Raw genomic sequence first — 17,961 nt, 5'->3', positions numbered from 1 at the left:
GTTATGTCCTTTGTAATCTAACTAATATTTTGCTATCCTGTATTCAGAGGAGATGTTAAAAATGAAATTTTCAGCGATTGACCATTCGAACCTAGACGAATTATGTATTGCATTTGAAAGCTGTTTGACCCAAAATCATATTTCATTCAAATATGTTGACATGACTGAAGAAAATGGAATTATCTCGTTCATATTCTGTAACAATCCCGAGTATGCCCGATCTGTTGAATTGGACGGAAAACAGTTTATCGGTTTAGAAACGGATTACATAGCAAATGAAATATTGGTGCCTATTTTACCTAGATTAAAAGAATTCTCACAAGAATGAACTCCTCTAAATTGAGGAGTTTTTATTTTGATCCGTTTTCTTATATAAGCAATCAGGCAAGAAAATTTTAATTACTCTAGTTCAAAAGAAGGGTAAAGTTAATGCTTATTGAATATATGTAATAGGATGGCTATTACCTGCTCTTTCATTAACTCCATGTTATACATCTCATTTTTTTTATATCTTAATAGTAAATCTTGAGCGGTTACGTATTTCAATGGGGAGGTATTCATGCAAAAAAATATAGATGGTAAGCAAAACGAAACAAAAAGACCAAATAGCCAGTCGAGTGGTAACATGCCAACTCTTCCCTGGTCAAACAAAATAAATAACTTTTTGGTGCTTTGCATCTATGAATCAAACAACCAATATAATGATTTTCATAAAATGTATCACATTCATAAGGCTAAAGGCCGGACAGGTTTTCAAACATTTAAAGAAGGTTTTAGTACATCTTTTGTTATTTGGGAAGAGGCATACAAAAAAAATGAAGAGTTGTTTTTTAAACTAAGGATTACAGCACGAAATGAAACCGTTTCACAAATAGCACAGAATGTTGTGTTTTACCTTATAAGCAGATATGAAAAGATGTCTTCAAAAAGCGAGGCTGTTTTTAATGATAAACAATTAATTGAAGATTCCATTTATCAAATGGAAAACAAATTAAAAACAGATACCTTTTTGGCTAAGGAGACTGTTTGGGTCAATTTTTATAGTTGGTTTAGGAATCAGATAAAAGATTGGATTATTGAGGAAATTGTCGATTTGTTAGGCAATAATCATTTGGCAAGACTGGATAATGATGAACTGAATAAATTATTCTATCAACAACTTACGAATAAATTCGCTAAGGACGCCGATTTTGTATTGAAATTAATTGATATCGTAAATGGCTATGTACAAGAATGGGTTAAATTAATCATCATTCATTTCAATCTGGAATCTTGTTCTGTAAAAAAAATAGAAGAGCTTCTTTGTATTAAGAAAGATGGTTTTCGAACACCCGATTTATTATTAACAAATATCAGGGATTTTTCTTCAAGCTTTACTATCCAAGACCATTTACTGGTAATGAATAGTGCTCCGTACCAATCTGTCAGAGACGCCATTTATAAAAAGAACTTTCAAAAAATCGGAAATGCTCCATGGCCATCAACACCTATTCTACGTGGAAACACAGAAGGATTTATACAAATTATCCCTATATTCAACCACTCTCTAAATGTGGAACAGAGTATAGCCGACGAAGCATGGAACAGAGTACAATCATTGTCGGATGCGGATGTGGATGTATTCGATGCCCTTTGCAGCCTGTTTTTATCCAAGGCGAGAAACAATGAAGAAATTATAGAAATTCACCTGAGTGATTTACTATCCATAAGAGGCTTAAAACCTAAACTTGGTGGAGATGGGCGAAGAGGGGGATATGAAGCGAAACAACGAGAACAAGTTTTGAAATCGCTTACAAATATTCAAAGCATATGGATTAATATCCAAAAAGCGATCGTCTACGAAAAAGGTAAACCAGTTCATACAAGGTTGCAAGGACGGACATTTATTTTTATCGACCGTAAGGGGGAAGAATACTCCATTTCGGAGGAAACATGTAAGAAAAAGATTACCTTTACAATTGATCGGGTTTTCGCGAAGTTCTTGAATGGATCTGGCAGGCAGGTTGCACTTCTTTCAATTAAAGCCCTGCAATATAACCCTTATAAACAACTGTGGGAGAAACGACTTACTAGATATTTAAGCTGGCGTTGGAGGACACAAGCAAGAAAAGGAACCTTTTTACAGCCAAATAAAACAAGTACGCTCTTGGAATCTATTGGGGAAGAGTTGAATATTCGAACTCCATCGCGTACAAGAGAACGTTTTGAAAAGGCTTTTGATAAGTTACTTGATGATGGAGTAATTGCATCATGGCATTATGAAAAGTGGGACGAGTCTATTGCGGATTTTAAAGGATGGGCGAATATTTGGTTGAATTCCATGATTTTAATAGAACCTCCGGAGATTATTATGGAACAATATCGTTCAATTGAGAAAAAAAAGACTATTGATGATTCGGAACAAAAACATTCTAACCAAAAGAATGTACAAATTGGTAAGCAAATAAGAAACACTAGAAAAATGCTCAATCTTACACTATATCAATTGGCAGAAGAACTAGAAATTTCTGCTCCTTACGTTAGTAATATTGAGAGGGGAATTAAAGTCCCATCAAAAAAAATTCGCATGAAAATGCTTAAATGGTTGGAAAAACATGAAACGGTTCATCATACATAGTGGTTAAAACGCCGAATTCCGCTCATTAAATTCCATTGAGCCAAAGAGTCCAATTCCTACACTACACTCTAATAAAAGGGAAGGAATTGGACTATAGCCCCCGAAGTAAGCAGGAGGGATTTGGCCCTAATGCAACTACTGTTTTCGGAGGGGTGAATGTTTCATATTGTCATATGTATTTAAACATATCGCTTCATTATTTATATTTGTATCCCTTATCATATCGTTACAACTAAACAATTATTTACTTATTGGTATATGGCTAATTACGTCTATTTTTATTTTTATAACCTTCGATAAATCCATGAAATCGTTTATTATCACAAGTATTCTATTTATTTGGAGTTGGATTTTCCGCTTATTTATATGCAATTACTCATTGGACGGTACAGTTTGAAACAAAGGAATTACGCATACTTTTCAGTAGAGTATCATTAATTCTAATTTTGGTCCCCTTATTCATTTTATCTTTCTTTTCCAAGTCTCCATTTATAGCATATTTGAAAAAACCACAATGGAATGAACTGATTTACTTTCCATTTATATGGTCCGGTTTTCACCGAACGAGTGTTAAGTTTTTTCTATTCATAGCATTAATCGTTAATACTATTGTCTTTACACCTTTCATTATTCAAAATGGTTGGTTCGCCATCAAAGAAATGTGGCTACTCACCATCATATTTTCAATAACAAATGCTGTATTAGAAGAACTTATTTGGAGAGGTAATCTGCTGAATCGGTTCTCAGAACTATTAGGTGAAAAATGGGCGGTCGTACTAACAAGTTTGGGTTTTGGATTGCAACATTATTCACTTGGAATTCCATGGGTTACTTGCATTGCCTTTTCAATTGGAGGAATGTTTTATGGAGGGATTACTATCAAAGGCAGAAGTGTGATTCCTTCGATTCTTTGGCACTTTATTTTTAATATTCTTATGGTTTTAAGTGGTTTCCTATTGAACTAAGAAAAGGTACGAATTCAAGTATCACCAAGGAACAGTAGAAAAAATTTAATAGAGTTTATATAGGAAATCCTTAAACGGGGTTTCCTTTTTTATTTCAAACTAAAAAGTTAAGCGTTTATCTTGTTCAGATGTCGGGGCTATCCCCACGCATAGTCGGGGTTATATAGAACGTAATTTTTTTAGTGTCTCCTTGTATCCCTTGCTGCATCAAGGTTAAATGAAAGGTTTTACATGAATTAACCTCCTAATGTTTATATGAATTTAGCGATAGTTAATTTTCTTATCTTTTTTTCTCTACATGTAAGATGAAAACAGAGAAATGATTTATACATTACGAGGTTGGGGGAGAATGTATGACAAATGAAAATCAAATAGATCTTTCAAATCAATCGCTTGATCCTTTATTTAATCCTAGGTCTGTAGCCATACTAGGTGCATCTGCGAATAAATATAAGATTGGTAATCTACAAGTGAAGACACTTTTGGATGGGGAATTTATCGGAGAGATTTATCCAATCAATCGCAAAGCGAAGGAGATTGAAGGATTAAAATGTTACCCTTCCTTATTGGATGTACCAAACGATATTGACTTGGCCATATTTTGTTTAAATGCCGAACAAGTACAGCAAGGGTTAGAAGAATGTGCAAAAAAGAATGTTAAAGCGGCCATCATTTTTTCTGCGGGCTTTTCTGAAACTGGACAGGAAGGCATTGAAAAGCAGAAGGTGCTCACAGAGATTGCCAAAAAGAATGGTATTCGAATAGTCGGTCCCAACTGCGTTGGGTTAGTTAATTTGTCTAATGGATTAATCGGGACGTTTTCACCTGCGATATTATCAGTTCCGTTGGATGGTCAACAAGGTGTGGGGTATGTCTCGCAAAGTGGGGCATTTGGTGTATTAACATACATGGCTGCTGCACAGAATGAACTAAGTTTTAACTACTTTGTGAGTGTCGGAAATGAAATGGAAACCGAGTTTGCAGATATCGTAGAATATATGATCCATGATCCAAAAATAAGCGTAATAAGTGGTTACTTGGAAGGATCTAAAAATCCAGAAAAGCTAAGAATTTTGGCTAAAGACGCACTGGACAAAAATAAACCAATTATTGTCATGAAAACAGGCAGAAGTATAGCAGGAAGTAGAGCTGCTGCTTCTCACACTGGTTCACTCGCTGGTTCGGATCATGTTTATGATGCATTCTTTACGCAATCCGGTATTGTCAGAGCTGATGATTATGAAGATATCATCTCTTTTTCAAAGTTATTTCTTTCCAATAAGTTGCCTAAAGGAAGAAATACAGTAATCATCACAAGTTCTGGAGGAAGAGGCATTAATGAAGCAGACCGTTGTGAAGCAAATGGTCTTACCATCATTCCTCTAAGTGAAAAAACAAAGGAAAAAATCATGCTTAATATTCCTACTTATGCAAGCGCTTCCAACCCAGTTGATTTAACAGCTGCTGCCTCTGTATCCAATCCAGAATTATTTATCGCTCCATTAAGGGCTCTTATTGAAGATCCTGAAGTAGATAATATTATTTTCACTGAGTTTCCTAATTATTGGGATGCTGATCATCCTTTGTTAAAAGAGTTTATAGGTCTTTGTAAAGCTTCCGACAAATTCATATTCATTACCTCTTTCCCACTGGTAGGCATGTCCATTCCTCAAGGCACAGCAGAGCTTGTTAAAAATGGAATTCCTGTTGTACCGGGTAATTTAAATCCAATCAGAGGATTTGCTAAATTAGTCGAATACAGTGAATATTATCGAAAAAATAAGGAGTTACATGCATTTGAACAACTTGAAATTCCTAAGTTGATAGAGAAGCAAGATATAGAAAAACTATTGCCTGCTGGCAAGACACTGAGTGAATCAGAAGCAAGCGCTATATTGGATCATTATCAAATTCCAACTACAAAGAGATCTTTAGCTACAACAGCTGAAGAAGCATCAAATTTTGCAACAAAAATGGGGTACCCAGTCGTTTTAAAAGTGGATTCCCCTGATATTCCACATAAAACAGAAGCAGATGCCATTCGATTGAATGTGAAAGACGAACAAGAAGTCGTAAAAGCTTTCACTGAAATAACCCGTAATGCACTGAAGTATAAACCAGACGCTATAATCAATGGAATTTCCGTACAGGAAATGCTCCCCGAAGGTGTGGAAGTAATTATAGGGGCTAATAATGATCCGGTTTTTGGACCTGTTATCATGTTTGGTCTGGGAGGGATATTTGTAGAGGTCTTCAAAGATGTGTCACTTAGGGTTGCGCCAATTTCGAGAAAAGATGCTCATGAAATGATTGAAGAGATCAAGGGAAAAGCCATCCTTAAAGGAACGCGGGGAAAAGATCCGGTTCATATCGAATCCATTATTGATGTGTTACTAAAGGTTTCAGCCTTGGTCACTGATTATAAAGATTCCATCAAAGAGCTGGATATAAATCCTCTAATTGTTTATCGAGATGGAATTAAAGCAGCGGATGCGATGCTTGTTATCGGTAACGAATCTGAAGTGAAAACAACGATTAGGGGGTAGCAAACTATGGAGTTGGATTATTTAAAGGGTTTAACTGGAAATCAATTTGTATTTGAAGTCGAAAAAAGGCATATACGGCAATTTGCAGAAGCAATCGGTGATTTTAATCTTTTATATATCGATGAAGAGTATGCTGCAAAAACAATATATGGAGGCATTATTGCTCCTCCCACTTTCCCTATAGCAATAGGGCAAGATAGTGGAGAAAACTTGGATCTAAAGCTCGATCAAAGAAGAATGCTGCATGGTGAGCAGGAATTCATCTATGAACGCCCAATTCGTCCGGGGGATACACTATATTGCCAGATGAAGGTCTCTGATGTGTATGAACGTGAAGGAAAAAAAGGGCCTATGCAGTTCGTGGTTCTCGATACGGAAATCAGAGATGAAACGGGTAAATTGGTTGTGATAAGCCGTACGAATATTATCTATAGGCCCTTAAAAGCTAAATCATCTACAGTTTAAGTAGGGAATAATTGCTTATAAATAGTCGATTGGAGCAAAAGGAAGACTTCCAATGAGAGGAGTAAAGGGAAATGTTGAATTATGAAGGCTTACAAGAAGGACAAAGACTCAAGTCACTTACCAAGCCAAGTGTAACAAAAGTTCAATTAGTCAAATATGCAGGTGCTTCAGGGGACTTCAATCCGCTCCATACAGATGATGACTTTGCCAAAAAAGTAGGAATGCAAGGGGTGATTGCTCACGGAATGCTGGTCATGGGCTTTCTAGGGGAATATGTAATGAAATTGGCTGGGGATACCGCTATGCCAACGAACTTTAAAATGAGATTCGGTGCTATCACTGTACCCGGAGACCAAATTACCTGTTCAGCATTTGTGAAAAATGTGTATGAAAAAGAGGGAAAACGCTTTGTCAAACTGGATCTTATTGCAGAAAAAGAACCAGAGCATGTTGTAGGATCAGGGCAAGTCGTCTTGCAATTTCAATAGGGGGTTGCTTTAGAAATCAAAAGGGAGGCTTTTTTATGGGAAGTATAAAAGATCGCTACGCCATTGTCGGAGTTGGGGAGAGTGAACGATCCAAGAATTCTGGAACAACGCCCCTTCATTTGGCATTGGATGCAGCACGGGCAGCATTGAATGATGCTGGTCTTCAAGCGAAAGATATTGATGGTTTCATGAGTTATTCCGAACATGATTCTTGCACTTCACATCAGTTAGCCACGTATTTAGGCGTTCGTCCGAAATATGTAAACGATATTATGGGTGGAGGAAGCAGCACGGAGATGTTAATTGCTGATGCTGTTGGTCTAATTGAAACAGGGCAATTAAATACGGTATTAATCTACCGCTCTATGAATGGGAGATCTGGCGTCCGAATGGGCGGGGGAGGTTGGGATGTGAATCTGCTCCAATCGGCCATTGAAGGTGGGAGCTTTATCATTCCTTACGGAGCGGGTAGCCCATCACAGTGGTTCGGACTTTTTGCGACTCGCCATATGCATGAAACCGGGTTGACCCAGGAGCATCTTGGACATGTCTGCACGAGCTTTTATGAGCATGCCCAAAGAAATCCAAAAGCATATTTTTACGGGAAACCGTTAACGATGGAAGAATATAAAAATACACCATATTTAAGTTATCCGTTTAATAAGCACGACTTCTGCATGGAATCAGATGAAGCAAATGCAATCATCGTCACTTCAGCAGAGCGAGCTGAAAATGGTAAATCTAAACCAGTCTACATCATGGGCTTATCTGCAAGGCAATGTGTGTCACATGCCCATTATTGGAACAATTTAGATGAAGTCGCTTCTGACTATGTTGCACCTGAAGTATATAAAATGGCAGGGGTTAAACCCGAAGATATTCAGGTTGCGTCCATTTATGACTGTTATAGCTGGGTGGTGCTACGTCAATTAGAGGCTTATGGATTCGCGCCACGAGGCGAAGTAGGGGATTTTGTAGCCGAAGGAAACTTACGGATGGGTGGGAAATTACCATCGAATACTGCTGGAGGAATGTTATCAGAAGGCTATACACATGGGATGAATAACGTATTGGAAATTGTTCGACAAGTCCGACATGAATATAAAGGGACAGATCGCCAGGTGGAAAATTGTGAAATAGGTATATGTACTGGCTGGGCTGGTCCTGATATCGCAGGAGCTATGATTCTTAGAAACTAGGAGGGAAAAAGATGGAATATCAAAAACCAATTCCGGTAAAAACCCAAGATAATACCCCATATTGGGATGGGGCAGATCGTCATGAACTGATTCTACAAAAGTGTAATAGCTGTCAGGAATATTCGCATCCTCCTGGACCAAGTTGTGCAAAATGCGGAAGTACGGAACTAAGTTGGGAAAGTCAAGGTAGTGACATAAACGGGAAAGTTTATTCGTATATCATTTCCTATCGTCCATTTCTGCCAGGATTCCAAGATGATTTACCACTCATCATTGCAATTGTCGAATTAGATAAATTGCCTGATGTCAAATTAATCGGGAATATTCAGCAGTGTCCTACCGATGATGTTCATATCGGAATGCAGGTCAAGATGACTTGGGAGAAAATGACGGAAGAACGTTCTTTGCCACAATGGATTCAAGTATAGATCATCAATTTAGACTGGTAAAAAAGGGGGAAAGAAACAATGGACTTTTCGTTTTCAGCAAAGGAAGAAGAATTCCGACATGAATTAAGAATGTGGCTTGAACAAAATTTACCTGAAGGTTGGTTAAATGGATCTAGCCAGGTTTCTAAGGATGAAGGTGAATATGCCGCTTTTTTAAGAGATTGGCAAAGGAAGTTATACGAAGGGGGCTGGGCGGGAATTGCTTGGCCGAAAAAGTATGGTGGCCGGGAAGCTACGTTGATGGAGGAAATTGTTTATCATCAGGAAATGGTTCGTGTTAAAGCACCTCCTTTGGTGAATTATGTTGGACTACATATGGTTGCACCAACACTTATGCAAATAGGTACGGAAGAACAAAAAACAAAGTATATTCAAAAAATCCTCACAGGTGAAGAAGTGTGGTGCCAAGGGTATTCCGAGCCTAACGCTGGATCAGATTTATCCGCCATCCAAACGAGTGCAGTAAAAGATGGAGACCGTTGGATCATTAATGGTCAAAAGGTATGGACAAGCTTTGGGCATCTAGCTGATCGATGCTTTTTACTAGCTAGAACAAATCGTTTTGATAAGAAACATAAAGGGATAACGGTGTTCCTCTTGGATATGAAACAACCAGGAGTGGAAACGCGACCTATCATTCAAATGGATGGGCAGCATGATTTTAATGAAGTGTATTTAAATGACGCGATTGCATATGATGCTGAAATTGTTGGAGAAGTGGATGAAGGATGGAAGGTTTCAATTGCGCTCCTTATGCATGAGAGAACGGGTATAGGAGCACAGGTTTTCACATTGGAACAGCAATTCAATGACCTCGTATCATTGACAAAAGAATGGAAAGAGGATGACAAGCCGTTAATGGCCGATCCACTTGTTAGAAAAACGATGATAGATTTATATACTCGTTCCCGTGGTTCTCTTTTAAATTATTATCGGAATTTAACGAAAACAATAAAAAATGGTTATCCAGGAGCCGAGGGTTCCATGGATAAGTTATTGGTAAGTGAACTTACCAAGGACTTGCTTTCTCAGTCCATTTCCTTACAAGGTCATCAAGGCCTTCTATGGAAAGAAGATGCCATTTCAGGTCAGTCATATTGGCAAGATAATTATCTCTATTCATTCGGCCAGACAATTGGCGGTGGGACGAGTGAAATACAAAAGAATACAATTGCTGAAAGAATTCTAGGCTTACCGAAGGATATGGGACGCTAAGTCTAAATAGGGGTGAGGAAAAATGGATTTTTCTTTAAGTCAAGAACAAGAGATGTTTCGGGGATATGTCCGAAAGTATTTAGATGATGCAGGTCAAACAAAGGCAGCTCGTGATTTTATCAAGGGTGATACAGAATCATTACTAGCCCTGCAAAGAGGAATGGCCGAATTAGGCTGTACTAGTATTAATATATCAGAAGAATATGAAGGAATGGGATTAGGACCTTTGGATTTAATACCTGTTCTTGAAGAATCCGGTCGTTCATTAGTACCAGGACTTTATTTAGAAACGAGTGCATTGGCTGTTCCCTTATTAGAAAAGTTCGGTACGGAAGAACAAAAAGAAAACTATCTACCCAATATAGCGAATGGGACTCAATCATTTTCTCTTGCATGGTTAGAGAGGGGCGGAAGTTATGGTCCTTCTGGAATTAATCTATCTGGAAAAGTAGAAAATGACCAAGTGATATTAAATGGGGTAAAATCGCTTGTTCCAGATGCCGAGTTAGCCGATCATTTTATCGTAACGGTCCGCACAGATATAGGAAAAGGTACAGAAGGGATTTCGTTAGTTATTGTCAATCGTACCGATCCCAATCTGACTATTCAAAACCAAAAAAACATGGATGAGACGCGCAGCTTAGGAAAGCTTACATTTAGTAACGTTAAAATTCCAAGAAATCAAATCCTCGGAACTCTTCACAAAGGCTGGGATGTTCTCCAAGAGGGTTTACTTTCCTTCAATGCTTCACTTTCAGCTGTAATAGTGGGAGCTATGGAGAAAGTAGTGGAGATGGCTACCGAGTACGCAAAAATTCGTGAACAGTTTGGCCAACCCATTGGAAGATTCCAGGCTATCAAACACAGAATAGTAGATATGAAAACGGATTTGGAAACAGCAAGATCTTTGGCATATTATGCGAATTGGGCATTGGAAAGTCATGCATCCGATCGTGTTCAGGCCATTGCTTGCGCAAGAATCTTTGCTACGGATGCCTTTACCCGTATCTCCGCTGATAATATTCAAATTCATGGAGGAATTGGTTTTACAGAAGAAATGGATTGCCAGCTATTTGTAAAGCGGGCCCGATTCTATGAGAATTATTTAGGCCGTACAGATCAGTTTTATAAACAAGCCGCAACAGCATTAGGATGGTATGACGAAAGTGCGGTAATCATGCCTGTTTGAAATATATACTCATTTTGAAAGGCGGAGTTGAACTTTGAAAATAGCAAATGAAATTAGGGATTTTCAAAATATGATCAACGGGAATTTAATTCAATCTTCTTCCGGAAGACAAATAGAAAGTATCAATCCATCTACGGGAAAGGTTTGGGCCACTATTCCTAACAGTACAGTCGAAGATGCCAAATCGGCAGTAAGGACAGCGAGGAGTGCTTTTGAGGGCTGGTCTACCCTACCAGCTATGGAGCGGGCAAACTATTTGAGGAAAATTGGTGATCTGATTGTCCAACATGGCGAAGAACTATCGGAGTTAGAGACTAGAGATAATGGGTGGGTCATTAGGGAAACGAGTTACGGACTCATTCCGAGTTTAGCAAGTTACTGGTACGATGCAGCAGGAGCGACAGCTGTAGGAAGTAAGGGAGATACCGTACAGTTGGGCTCATCGAGTGTTGGATATACATTACGGGAACCTTATGGGGTAGTTGTAGGAATACTTCCATGGAACTCACCTCTTTTTACTTTTACTGTTAAAGCAGCTTATGCCCTTGCTGCGGGGAATACCGTCATAATCAAACCATCTGAACTGGCCTCTGTCGCGTCATTAAGGTACGGTGAATTAATTAATGAGGTTCTTCCGCCTGGTACTCTGAATGTTGTTTCAGGGGATGGAGTGGAAGTAGGAAATACATTGGTCAGTCATCCTAACGTGAATAGAGTCAGCCTAACTGGATCTGGGGCAACGGCCAGGGCAATTGCCCATTCAACGGCTAAAAATCCAAAGCCCATGACGTTTGAACTTGGTGGGAAATCAGCAAACATCGTCTTTGAAGATGCTGATCTTGAAAAAGCTGCACAAGGGGTTACACTCAATGGGATTTTCACTGGGAATGCAGGCCAAATATGTGTAGGTGGATCCAGGATCCTTATTCAAAGATCGATTATTGAAAAGATGGTTACCAAAATGAAAGAAGTGATCACCGAGTATATCCAACTAGGAGATCCGATGCATCCTGAAAGCGCAATGGGGCCAATTGCTAATGCCACACAATATGAAAAAGTGTGCTCGTATATAGAATTAGGTAAAAAAGAAGGTAGAGAAATTATCATCGGCGGTCGCCATGGAGGAAAGGACCTATTGCCAAATCAGCCACATTTAGCGGAAGGTTACTGGGTTGAGCCTACATTAATCAGGGTGGATAGTAACTCCTTTCGAATTTGCCAGGAGGAAATATTCGGTCCGGTGGCGACCGTCATCCCTTTTGATACGGAAGATGAAGCGATTGCTATGGCTAATGATACTGAATTTGGTTTAGGAGCAGGCGTTTGGACGACGAACTTGAACCGGGCACACCGAATGATTCGGAAATTAGAGTCCGGAAATGTCTGGGTCAACACATACCGGACAGTAGGTCCTGAGTTGCCTTTCGGTGGACAAAAAAGTAGTGGATACGGTGTGGATTCTATTATGGAATTCACCCGTGAGAAAACTTGTTATATTGATATCGGTTAATCTTCGAAGGTAAATTGAAGTAGTTGGAGAAAGGCGGTTATGTATGGAGCAAGGAACTAAAGGCGTATTCTATGGTTGGTATGTTGTATTATGTGGGTTCTTTATAATGTTTGCCGCTTACTCTATAATAAATTCTTTACACAGCCTATTTATGGTTTCTGTTACTGAAGATTTAGGAATAAGCAGAACCACTTTTTCAATTGCTCTTTCCATAGCTGGTCTTGGCGTGGCAGTAGCTTCTCCATTTATGGGAAAGCTACTGGCTAAGGGAAATATGAGATTGATCATGTCCATTTGTGTAGTGGTGGCGGGCTTGGGATTCATGTCATACTCATTAGCCAATTCGGCTCTATACTTTTGTATTGTTGGGTTTATGATAGGTATCTGTGTCGCGGGTTTTTCGAATATACCCATTTCCATTATGGTAACGAACTGGTTTTATGAGAAAAAGGGAAAGGCCATGGGTTTTGCCTTTGCTGGATCAGGAATAGGCGCTGCTGTGCTTAGTCCTGTACTAACTACCATCATCACAAACTACGGATGGAGAACGGCTTATGTTATAGCGGGAATACTTCTCATTGTCTTAACATTGCCGTTTGTTTTACTATTTGCCAAGAAAAGTCCTTCCGAAAAAGGACTAGCCCCACTTGGTGCTGATAAAATGGAGGCAACTGAGAATATAGAGACAGCGAAGAGCGGCTTAATGATGGGCGAAGCCAAGAAGACAGTAATGTTTTGGATTTTTGTACTAGGAATCGTTTGTTTTGCATTGGTAGCAGGGGGTGTACAGATGCATATTCCCGCTTATTTAATAGATATTGGTCATCCCGCCATCTTTGCCGGTACGATTTTTGGCCTGCTTTCCCTCGCAAACACAGTGGGGAAATTGATTTTAGGTACTGTATTGGATAAGTTCGGTACCGCTGGAGGAGCTATCTATGTAGGGATATGTATGACTATTGCTATGTTATCCCTCCTGTTGGCAAAAGGCCCTGCTTTCGCGTACTTATTTGCGATTGCTTTTGGATTCAGTGTCGTTATCTCGACATTAGGACCTCCATTCATGACAAACGATATTTTTGGTAACAAGGATTTCGGAGCAATTTTTGGAGTCGTACAAGTCTTCTTTGTTGCAGCAGGTTCCTTAGGTGTCATTGTTTCCGGCTTAATCTATGATCTCACTGAAAGCTACCGTGTTGCATGGATTTTCTTTCTTGGTTTATTTATCTTCAGTATGATTTGCGTGCTAGTTGCTAACAGCATGAAAGGGAAAACAAAAGATAAATTTACAATGGAGTCAAATAAAGAAATCATATCATAAGGGGTAGTTTTGAGCTTTTTCATCACTATAAAACTGAATAATCAGTAAAATTAGGCTGAGGGGTGATTTAGCCCAAATTGAACAAAAAGTGAGGAGGTAGAAACGTTTAACAACATTTCCACCTCCTCACTTTTCCATTATTTTACTCAAAAAGGACTTAGACGGCCCCATTCGGTTTTATCATGTGCTTCATGCTTTTTTTAAAATCTTCCATCCCATAAGGCCACTCTATAAACGTTATAGGGATTTTCGTTGTTTATACATATATAGTTACTCTAAGAGAGTTTACCATTTTTATGCATCAACAAAATGGGGTTGAGAGTTGAGGGAAATAATGAACAGGCAATAAAGTAATAAAATATAAATGATTAAGAAACACTCAAACTCACTTGGAAATCTTAAGGCTCCTCAAAGAAAATCACAATGATAAATATCTGTTCCTCATTTATGTAAAAAGTTAAGCACCAATCTATCTATCTGGACTTCCTTCTAAATAATTCGATTTTCCCCCTATATCTTGGTTGTGACTAAAAGTGCGATACACATGCCAACATGCATTACCTAAGCAAGTTTTTATTATTACATACATTTGAAATATAACAGGTAATAAATAGTAAGCTTACACCTAGGCTTATTAAGGAAAGAGATCTTCATAAAAAAACACTTCTATAATACATGGATAGTTAACTATCATTTTTAACCCATTTTTATTAAACGCTTTTTGGTAAAAGTGTTTTAATAGTTTTAATATTCTGTTAATTGTGAGATACTTATAATTAACACTACCCCATTCAGAGAATCTATGAATATTTTTTTAGAACTCATAAATTTTTCCACAACACAAAACTTCCATTACAAGATTCTTCTCTTTTAACTTTCCAAATTAGTATTATGGCTTCTTTTGCATGTGATTGTCCGATTAATGATTATGGTTTCTGACTTTGATGGGGTAGATAACCAAGTATGTCCTTAAGTTGTGAATAGGAGGCGATTAATGGGCTAATAACACGAACGACATGAGTTCATCATCAGGTAATCTTTGAAAAGATAAGCCTACATATAAAGTAGGCCATTTTAGGAGGAGAATTTATTTGAAACTTAGAAATAAGATTACAGTAATAACGACCACATTATTGCTTGCAATGTCTTCAACAGCCGCTTTTGCTGTGGAGCCAGGGCTGGATAAAATGCCAGACCCAGTGGACCCACAGTCATGGGTGAATCCGGAGGATATGATGTGGAATGATTATAATCCAATTCCGGGTATTGACTGGAATAACACCGATATTAAACCGGAAACAGAACTTAAAGGGGCCTTGATTTTGGTCGACTTTCCGGATCAGGATTTTATCTTGACAAAACCTAAGGGCTCAGAACTTGTCGGTAACCCACAAGTGGCTGCTGTTCCTCGTGAAGAACTAGGGGAGTGGTGGAAAAATTTCTTGAATGTTCCTAGCAAACTCAACAACTACCAGACAATAGATAGCTTTTGGAAAGAAAACTCTAATGGAAAATGGGGCGTAACCCTTGAATCATTTGGTCCATACCGTTTGGATAAAAATGAATTTCAATATGGGCTAGAAAGCAGTCATAACTCTAATACACTCCCAAGTAACTATACAAGCGGAAACCTTTTTCAGGATGGCATAAATGCCGCTGCCGCCGATATAGCCGCTTTGGGAGAAGAATATGACTTTGCATTCATCGTTCATGCCGGCTATGATGAGTCAACTGTATGGCAGGAACTCGGCGAAATGATGTTCCTGAATCCAGAATCGGTGCCTGATGCATTTGGTCCACCGGATTTACCTGGATTTGAAAACATGCCAAACTGGGCAAAAACTCGTTATGTACCATGGACTTCTTATTATGCAGCTAAAACGATATGGTCGGCTGCATCTAGTGCAACGATTAATGGGAAAAGGATTCGTGTTTCTACTCAAGGTGAAAGTGATGGAATGGGCACATTTGCTCACGAATTTGGTCATATCCGGGGCCTTGGCGACAACTATAATAATGCAGCTCTTGACCCTAGAACCTATTCGGGTTATTGGGAAACAATGAGCCGTGGATCATTTAATGGTCCCGGTGGAACACATACTCGCTGGATGATTCCTTCTACTCTTGGTGCTTCTTTACCAGCAGCGCATATGCTTCGTAATAAGATGAAGCAGGGATTTATTGAAGAAGATGAAGTCTTGCAGATAAACCGTGATGAATTAAAAGAATCTGGACCAGTATTTGCAGATATTATCGCGCGTCAAGCACCAATTGGCAGTGAATTTGGCCGGACCGGACTCTACGGTATCAACATCAGCATGAAAGATTTAACACCTACAGATTACCTTGCCGGTGACTGGCGTAATGATATTCTAAACAATAGATTGTACGATAACTATACCCTTGAAGTTGTAGACCGATTTGGCACGGATTCCTTTGCAGCAGACTCCGGTGTATTGATAGCCAAGACAAAAAATGCGGAGACTGCTCCGAATATTTGGGTAGTTGATTCACATCCTGAGGATATCAATCTGAAAGATTTTACAAGACCTGACGGCACAACAGCAATGGTTGGCAAAGGGGACCCCCGTCAAACTCTTGATGCTTTATTTAAAGCTGGGAGTGGGGCAAGTTTAGTTGCAGGAAAGTTCGATGGTTCAATTGATAAAGATACTATTGTCAGTGAGTATAACGATCCATACAACAAACTTCATTTCTATATTTTAGGGAATCATAAAGACAATGATGGCGTAGTTCGTTATCAAGTTGCCATCCGTAACACGGATGGTGCAGGTGCCTATAAACGCGGGGTAAATGTAAGCGCTGGAACTATAAAGCCTGCCGTCCAGGACAAAGTGGCAGTATATAATTTTAAAGTCACTAACACCGGCGAGGCAAAGGATCTTATTCGTGTCAACGCCTCTGCAGGTAATGATTGGACAGTTCAACTTGATAAAAACGTAGTGGCTGTGGAGCCTGGAGCAACCGTCAATGTACCGGTATACGTGAAAATTCCGAAGGGCAAGACTGCCCCGGCCACCCTTGCCTTTACGGCTACTTCAGAGACAGATCCTAATCAAAGTATTACCGATACGAATCTTTTGGCAAGCAATCTTAGCGCAACCGGTCTAAGTTCTATTATTGATAGCTTTGCCAAAGAGGGAGCCTTTAAAGCAGGTGCAGCGCAAGCTTTGAAACTTCATTTAGCGGGCGTTGACCAATTTGAAAAATCAGGATCTGCGGATAAGGTTGTCAAACAAATGATTGGTTTTAAAGTGCTGTTGGATCATCAAAAAAATACGAATGTGATCTCCGCGAAAGCGTATAACAGTTTGAAAGCGAATGCCGATGCAATGATTGAGGTCTGGCAGTAGGTTAGATTACATGTCAGGATATGCCTTCTGTGCCGGGGGCGGCCCGGCATAGGGGGTAACAAACTCAAAAACTTTTAAAACGTGAAGGTGGCAAATTATTGAAGAGAAAAGCCGGTTAGTGTACAAACCCATGTTAAAAAAGGGGAGGTCGTTACTTATAAAACAAGTGACGGAATCCTGATTACCCATCGGATTGTTAAGGGGCGGGGACGCAATACATAACAAAGGGCGATCACAACAATGCACCGGATTCCCCAATATATGGTGGGCATCTATACAGGGGTTACAATTCCCTATATCGGTTATATCGGTCACTTTGTCAATTCACGTGAGACTAGCGCTTTACTCCTTATTCTACCGGGGGTGTTGTTATTCTGCAATGCAGGTTTTACCATTTGGCAGACCCTAAGGGGAATTGGAAGTAAAGAAGAAAGCGAAGGAACAATATCATTTAGCCTATTTATCCAGTTCGAATCGGTTATAAAACTACAACTTAATAGCCGTTCAAAAATAAAATCCCTGAAAAAGGGGGAAAAAGCTTAAGGAGGAGTAAATATGGAATTGAAAAAGAAGTTAGGTATGGGAATTATGGCGGGAATAATGGGGGTATCTTTAATTGGGGG

The 17,961-nt window shown here is 39.1% G+C and carries 14 protein-coding genes; all 14 read left to right on the top strand.

Annotated elements, in window-relative coordinates:
* Window positions 1-61: 61 nt before the first annotated feature.
* Window positions 62-328, top strand: a complete 267-nt coding sequence (locus tag ACQKL6_RS13160) for a hypothetical protein (protein ID WP_402992035.1) — start codon at window positions 62-64, stop codon at window positions 326-328.
* Between the two features lie 231 nt (window positions 329-559).
* On the top strand, window positions 560-2,617 hold the full coding sequence (locus tag ACQKL6_RS13155; RefSeq protein WP_427591340.1) for a helix-turn-helix domain-containing protein: 2,058 nt from the start codon (window positions 560-562) through the stop codon (window positions 2,615-2,617).
* A gap of 659 nt (window positions 2,618-3,276) precedes the next feature.
* Window positions 3,277-3,582 carry a CPBP family intramembrane glutamic endopeptidase gene (locus ACQKL6_RS13150; RefSeq protein WP_427651299.1) on the top strand — a complete coding sequence of 102 codons (306 nt, stop codon included), beginning with the start codon at window positions 3,277-3,279 and terminating at the stop codon, window positions 3,580-3,582.
* Window positions 3,583-3,935: 353 nt separating this feature from the next.
* Window positions 3,936-6,128: an acetate--CoA ligase family protein gene (locus ACQKL6_RS13145; protein WP_427651234.1), complete on the top strand. Its 2,193-nt coding sequence runs from the start codon at window positions 3,936-3,938 to the stop codon at window positions 6,126-6,128.
* Between the two features lie 6 nt (window positions 6,129-6,134).
* On the top strand, window positions 6,135-6,593 hold the full coding sequence (locus tag ACQKL6_RS13140; protein WP_402959522.1) for a MaoC family dehydratase N-terminal domain-containing protein: 459 nt from the start codon (window positions 6,135-6,137) through the stop codon (window positions 6,591-6,593).
* A 71-nt stretch (window positions 6,594-6,664) separates the two neighbouring features.
* On the top strand, window positions 6,665-7,081 hold the full coding sequence (locus ACQKL6_RS13135; protein WP_402872843.1) for a MaoC/PaaZ C-terminal domain-containing protein: 417 nt from the start codon (window positions 6,665-6,667) through the stop codon (window positions 7,079-7,081).
* Between the two features lie 35 nt (window positions 7,082-7,116).
* A complete protein-coding gene (locus tag ACQKL6_RS13130; RefSeq protein WP_402872846.1) occupies window positions 7,117-8,280 on the top strand; it encodes a thiolase C-terminal domain-containing protein in 1,164 nt (387 codons plus the stop codon).
* An 11-nt stretch (window positions 8,281-8,291) separates the two neighbouring features.
* Complete coding sequence (locus ACQKL6_RS13125) at window positions 8,292-8,708, top strand: Zn-ribbon domain-containing OB-fold protein (protein WP_402959526.1); 417 nt, start codon at window positions 8,292-8,294, stop codon at window positions 8,706-8,708.
* A 39-nt stretch (window positions 8,709-8,747) separates the two neighbouring features.
* The gene (locus tag ACQKL6_RS13120; protein ID WP_427591336.1) at window positions 8,748-9,944 is read left to right on the top strand and encodes an acyl-CoA dehydrogenase family protein; all 1,197 of its coding nucleotides are present in this window, start codon (window positions 8,748-8,750) and stop codon (window positions 9,942-9,944) included.
* Window positions 9,945-9,966: 22 nt separating this feature from the next.
* On the top strand, window positions 9,967-11,133 hold the full coding sequence (locus ACQKL6_RS13115) for an acyl-CoA dehydrogenase family protein (protein WP_427591335.1): 1,167 nt from the start codon (window positions 9,967-9,969) through the stop codon (window positions 11,131-11,133).
* A gap of 34 nt (window positions 11,134-11,167) precedes the next feature.
* The gene (locus ACQKL6_RS13110; RefSeq protein WP_427591334.1) at window positions 11,168-12,643 is read left to right on the top strand and encodes an aldehyde dehydrogenase family protein; all 1,476 of its coding nucleotides are present in this window, start codon (window positions 11,168-11,170) and stop codon (window positions 12,641-12,643) included.
* Window positions 12,644-12,686: 43 nt separating this feature from the next.
* Window positions 12,687-13,964, top strand: coding sequence for an MFS transporter (locus ACQKL6_RS13105; protein ID WP_402992021.1), 1,278 nt, complete (start codon window positions 12,687-12,689; stop codon window positions 13,962-13,964).
* A gap of 1,091 nt (window positions 13,965-15,055) precedes the next feature.
* Window positions 15,056-17,338, top strand: a complete 2,283-nt coding sequence (locus ACQKL6_RS13100; RefSeq protein ID WP_407407311.1) for a M6 family metalloprotease domain-containing protein — start codon at window positions 15,056-15,058, stop codon at window positions 17,336-17,338.
* Between the two features lie 240 nt (window positions 17,339-17,578).
* Window positions 17,579-17,881: a hypothetical protein gene (locus ACQKL6_RS13095; protein ID WP_407407309.1), complete on the top strand. Its 303-nt coding sequence runs from the start codon at window positions 17,579-17,581 to the stop codon at window positions 17,879-17,881.
* Window positions 17,882-17,961 lie beyond the last annotated feature (80 nt).

Source organism: Peribacillus sp. NPDC097197, assembly GCF_050278025.1.
Taxonomy (GTDB): Bacteria; Bacillota; Bacilli; order Bacillales; family DSM-1321; genus Peribacillus.
Note: the sequence above shows the minus strand (reverse complement) of the source record. Positions and strands in the feature narration are given on the sequence as shown.